The organism is Mesonia maritima (genome assembly GCF_042433895.1).
GTDB classification, from domain to species: domain Bacteria; phylum Bacteroidota; class Bacteroidia; order Flavobacteriales; family Flavobacteriaceae; genus Mesonia; species Mesonia maritima.
Genome location: NZ_JBHLUA010000016.1, coordinates 1 through 5,136, shown reverse-complemented (window position 1 = coordinate 5,136; position 5,136 = coordinate 1). Strand labels below are relative to the sequence as shown.

Below are 5,136 nucleotides of genomic sequence, written 5' to 3'. Positions count from 1 at the left end.
AGTATTGTAAAATTATAATGAAACAACGATGAAGAGTTTGATCCTGGCTCAGGATGAACGCTAGCGGCAGGCCTAACACATGCAAGTCGAACGGTAACAGCAGAGCTTGCTCTGGCTGACGAGTGGCGCACGGGTGCGTAACGCGTATACAATCTACCTATTACTGGGGTATAGCCCGGAGAAATTTGGATTAACACCCCATAATATATAGTTGTGGCATCACAATTATATTAAAACTACGGTGGTAATAGATGAGTATGCGTCCTATTAGTTAGTTGGTAAGGTAACGGCTTACCAAGGCAGCGATAGGTAGGGGTCCTGAGAGGGAGATCCCCCACACTGGTACTGAGACACGGACCAGACTCCTACGGGAGGCAGCAGTGAGGAATATTGGACAATGGAGGGAACTCTGATCCAGCCATGCCGCGTGCAGGAAGACTGCCCTATGGGTTGTAAACTGCTTTTATAGGGGAAGAAACCTTCTTACGTGTAAGAAGCTGACGGTACCCTACGAATAAGGATCGGCTAACTCCGTGCCAGCAGCCGCGGTAATACGGAGGATCCAAGCGTTATCCGGAATCATTGGGTTTAAAGGGTCCGTAGGCGGGTCTATAAGTCAGTGGTGAAAGTCTTCCGCTCAACGGGAGAACTGCCATTGATACTGTAGATCTTGAGTCATTATGAAGTGGTTAGAATGAGTAGTGTAGCGGTGAAATGCATAGATATTACTCAGAATACCGATTGCGAAGGCAGATCACTAATAATGTACTGACGCTGATGGACGAAAGCGTAGGTAGCGAACAGGATTAGATACCCTGGTAGTCTACGCCGTAAACGATGGTTACTAGCTGTCCGGCCCAATTGAGGGCTGGGTGGTTAAGCGAAAGTGATAAGTAACCCACCTGGGGAGTACGTTCGCAAGAATGAAACTCAAAGGAATTGACGGGGGCCCGCACAAGCGGTGGAGCATGTGGTTTAATTCGATGATACGCGAGGAACCTTACCAGGGCTTAAATGTAGTCTGACGTATCTGGAAACAGATATTTCTTCGGACAGATTACAAGGTGCTGCATGGTTGTCGTCAGCTCGTGCCGTGAGGTGTCAGGTTAAGTCCTATAACGAGCGCAACCCCTGTGGTTAGTTGCCAGCGAGTAATGTCGGGAACTCTAGCCAGACTGCCGGTGCAAACCGCGAGGAAGGTGGGGATGACGTCAAATCATCACGGCCCTTACGTCCTGGGCCACACACGTGCTACAATGGTAGGGACAGAGAGCAGCCACTTCGCGAGAAGGAGCGAATCTACAAACCCTATCACAGTTCGGATCGCAGTCTGCAACTCGACTGCGTGAAGCTGGAATCGCTAGTAATCGCATATCAGCCATGATGCGGTGAATACGTTCCCGGGCCTTGTACACACCGCCCGTCAAGCCATGGAAGCCGGGGGTACCTGAAGTCCGTTACCGCAAGGAGCGGCCTAGGGTAAAACTGGTAACTGGGGCTAAGTCGTAACAAGGTAGCCGTACCGGAAGGTGCGGCTGGAACACCTCCTTTCTAGAGCAAGCATTTTAAAATGTAAGCGCAATACAAAGGCGACACATAAAAAGGAAGCTTAAAAGGCTATTGTTTAGTCTTAATTACTGTCAATTTAAATATAAGATGCAGTCTCATAGCTCAGCTGGTTAGAGCGCTACACTGATAATGTAGAGGTCGGCAGTTCGAGTCTGCCTGAGACTACAAACAACGTTCATAAAAAGATATTGAAAAGGAAATTCTAGAAGTTGAAGGTTTGAATTATAAATTTACTTAATTCAAGGTTCATAATTCAACATTAAAAATTCATCATTCTGAATTGAAAAATGGGGGATTAGCTCAGCTGGCTAGAGCGCCTGCCTTGCACGCAGGAGGTCATCGGTTCGACTCCGATATTCTCCACGAATTAATTTTTAATTTAAAATTTCAGATTAAAAATTAGTAAACGTTCATTGACATATTGAAAAAATAAAGAATACGAGAGAAGATATCTGTTAAAAGATATAAAAAATATAAAGATCATTAGGTAAAAGACATAAGCTTATTAAGGGCGTATGGGGGATGCCTAGGCTCTCAGAGGCGAAGAAGGACGTGATAAGCTGCGAAAAGCTGCGGGGATTGGCACATACAAGTTGATCCGCAGATATCCGAATGGGGCAACCCACTTGATTGAAGATCAAGTATCCGCAAGGAGGCGAACCCGGAGAACTGAAACATCTAAGTACCCGGAGGAGAAGAAAACAATAGTGATTGCGCTAGTAGTGGCGAGCGAACGCGCATTAGCCCAAACCATATAGTTTACGGACTGTATGGGGTAGTAGGACCACAATATTCAATAATCAATGAACTAGAACAAGTTGGAAAGCTTGGCCATAGACGGTGACAGCCCGGTATAGGTAAAGCGATTAACGATAGTGGTATCCTGAGTAGTGCGGGGCACGAGAAACCCTGTATGAATCTGGCGGGACCATCCGCTAAGGCTAAATACTCCTGAGAGACCGATAGTGAACCAGTACCGTGAGGGAAAGGTGAAAAGAACCCTGAACAAGGGAGTGAAATAGACCCTGAAACCATACGCTTACAAGCGGTCGGAGCCCTTTGGGGTGACGGCGTGCCTTTTGCATAATGAGCCTACGAGTTACCGTTGCCAGCAAGGTTAAGCCTTTAAGAGGTGTATCCGTAGCGAAAGCGAGTCTTAATAGGGCGCCATAGTTGGTAATGGTAGACGCGAAACCGTGTGATCTACCCTTGGGCAGGTTGAAGCTTTGTTAACCCAAAGTGGAGGACCGAACCCGTTGACGTTGAAAAGTCTTGGGATGACCTGAGGGTAGGGGTGAAAGGCCAATCAAACTCGGAAATAGCTCGTACTCCCCGAAATGCATTTAGGTGCAGCGGTATAATAGTTTTATAGAGGTAGAGCTACTGATTGGATGCGGGGGCTTCACCGCCTACCAATTCCTGACAAACTCCGAATGCTATAAAATGTTTTATATCAGTGAGGGCATGGGTGCTAAGGTCCATGTCCGAGAGGGAAAGAACCCAGACCATCAGCTAAGGTCCCCAAATGTATGTTAAGTTGAACAAACGAGGTTGAACTGCTTAGACAGCTAGGATGTTGGCTTGGAAGCAGCCATTCATTTAAAGAGTGCGTAACAGCTCACTAGTCGAGCGGTTCGGCATGGATGATAATCGGGCATAAACATACTACCGAAGCTATGGACTTAATTTATTAAGTGGTAGGGGAGCATTGTAACAGAGATGAAGGTGTACTGCGAGGTATGCTGGATTGGTTACAAAAGAAAATGTAGGCATAAGTAACGATAATGCGGGCGAGAAACCCGCACACCGAAAGACTAAGGTTTCCTCAGCTATGCTAATCAGCTGAGGGTTAGTCGGGACCTAAGGCGAACCCGAACGGGGTAGTCGATGGCCAAGCAGTTAATATTCTGCTACCTGCTTTACAATAAAAGTGACGGAGGCGTCTACTTGGTGCGTACTGACGGAATAGTACGTTGAAGTACCTGAAAGGGTATGATAGTACACTTAAGCTACGGCGGCGGTGATAATCCAGGGAAGCGACTTCCAAGAAAAGCGAGTAAAGCAGCCCGTACCCTAAACCGACACAGGTAGTTGGGATGAGAATTCTAAGGTGCTCGAGAGATTCATGGCTAAGGAACTAGGCAAAATAGACCTGTAACTTCGGGAGAAAGGTCGCCCCACTCCGGTGGGGCCGCAGTGAAGAGGTCCAGGCGACTGTTTATCAAAAACACAGGGCTCTGCAAAATCGAAAGATGACGTATAGGGCCTGACACCTGCCCGGTGCCGGAAGGTTAAGAGGAGATGTCAGCTTCGGCGAAGCATTGAATTGAAGCCCCGGTAAACGGCGGCCGTAACTATAACGGTCCTAAGGTAGCGAAATTCCTTGTCGGGTAAGTTCCGACCTGCACGAATGGTGCAACGATCTGGACACTGTCTCAGCCATGAGCTCGGTGAAATTGTAGTATCGGTGAAGATGCCGATTACCCGCTGTGGGACGAAAAGACCCCGTGAACCTTTACTATAGCTTAGTATTGACTTTGGACAAGTGATGTGTAGGATAGGTGGGAGACGTTGAAGCTGCATCGCTAGGTGTGGTGGAGTCATTGTTGAAATACCACCCTTTACTTGTTTGAAGCCTAACTTCCTTTTGGAAGGACAGTGCTTGGTGGGTAGTTTGACTGGGGTGGTCGCCTCCAAAAGAGTAACGGAGGCTTCTAAAGGTTCCCTCAGCACGCTTGGTAACCGTGCGTAGAGTGTAATGGCATAAGGGAGCTTGACTGAGAGACATACAGGTCGATCAGGTACGAAAGTAGAGCATAGTGATCCGGTGGTTCCGTATGGAAGGGCCATCGCTCAAAGGATAAAAGGTACTCCGGGGATAACAGGCTGATCTCCCCCAAGAGCTCACATCGACGGGGGGGTTTGGCACCTCGATGTCGGCTCGTCACATCCTGGGGCTGGAGAAGGTCCCAAGGGTTGGGCTGTTCGCCCATTAAAGTGGCACGCGAGCTGGGTTCAGAACGTCGTGAGACAGTTCGGTCTCTATCTACAGTGGGCGCAAGAAATTTGAGTGGATCTGACTCTAGTACGAGAGGACCGAGTTGGACAAACCTCTGGTGTACCAGTTGTTCCGCCAGGAGCACTGCTGGGTAGCTACGTTTGGAAGGGATAAGCGCTGAAAGCATATAAGCGCGAAACCCACCACAAGATGAGATTTCTTTAAAGGGTCGTGAGAGACGATCACGTTGATAGGCTATAGGTGTAAAGGCAGTAATGTCATAGCCGAGTAGTACTAATAACCCGTATAGTTTATGTCGACTCCCCCGGGTAACCGGGGGAGGGAAAAACCTTCTGAAAATTATATTTTACTTTTGATCGATATACTTTATTTTTTCAATATGTTACCTTATACTTCCTGTTATCAACAGGATGAAAGCTTAAGGTGGTTATAGCAATGAGGCTCACCTCTTCCCATTCCGAACAGAGAAGTTAAGCTCATTAGCGCAGATGGTACTACTTATTGTGGGAGAGTATGTCGCCGCCTTTTTTATAAAGCCCCCTTCGTCA

General features: G+C 47.6%; 2 tRNA genes and 3 rRNA genes. All 5 read left to right on the top strand.

The annotated features are described in order from the left end of the window. The first annotated feature begins 25 nt into the window (after positions 1-25). A 16S ribosomal RNA gene (locus tag ACFFGL_RS12550) occupies positions 26-1,551 on the top strand. A gap of 109 nt (positions 1,552-1,660) precedes the next feature. Further along, positions 1,661-1,734: transfer RNA gene (locus ACFFGL_RS12545), tRNA-Ile, on the top strand. A gap of 124 nt (positions 1,735-1,858) precedes the next feature. Next, a tRNA-Ala gene (locus tag ACFFGL_RS12540) sits at positions 1,859-1,932 on the top strand. A 132-nt stretch (positions 1,933-2,064) separates the two neighbouring features. Then, positions 2,065-4,885: ribosomal RNA gene (locus ACFFGL_RS12535) — 23S ribosomal RNA — on the top strand. A 122-nt stretch (positions 4,886-5,007) separates the two neighbouring features. Further along, positions 5,008-5,116 (top strand): 5S ribosomal RNA (gene rrf / locus ACFFGL_RS12530). Together the 16S, 23S and 5S rRNA genes with 2 tRNA genes alongside form the textbook arrangement of a ribosomal RNA operon. Positions 5,117-5,136: the final 20 nt, after the last annotated feature.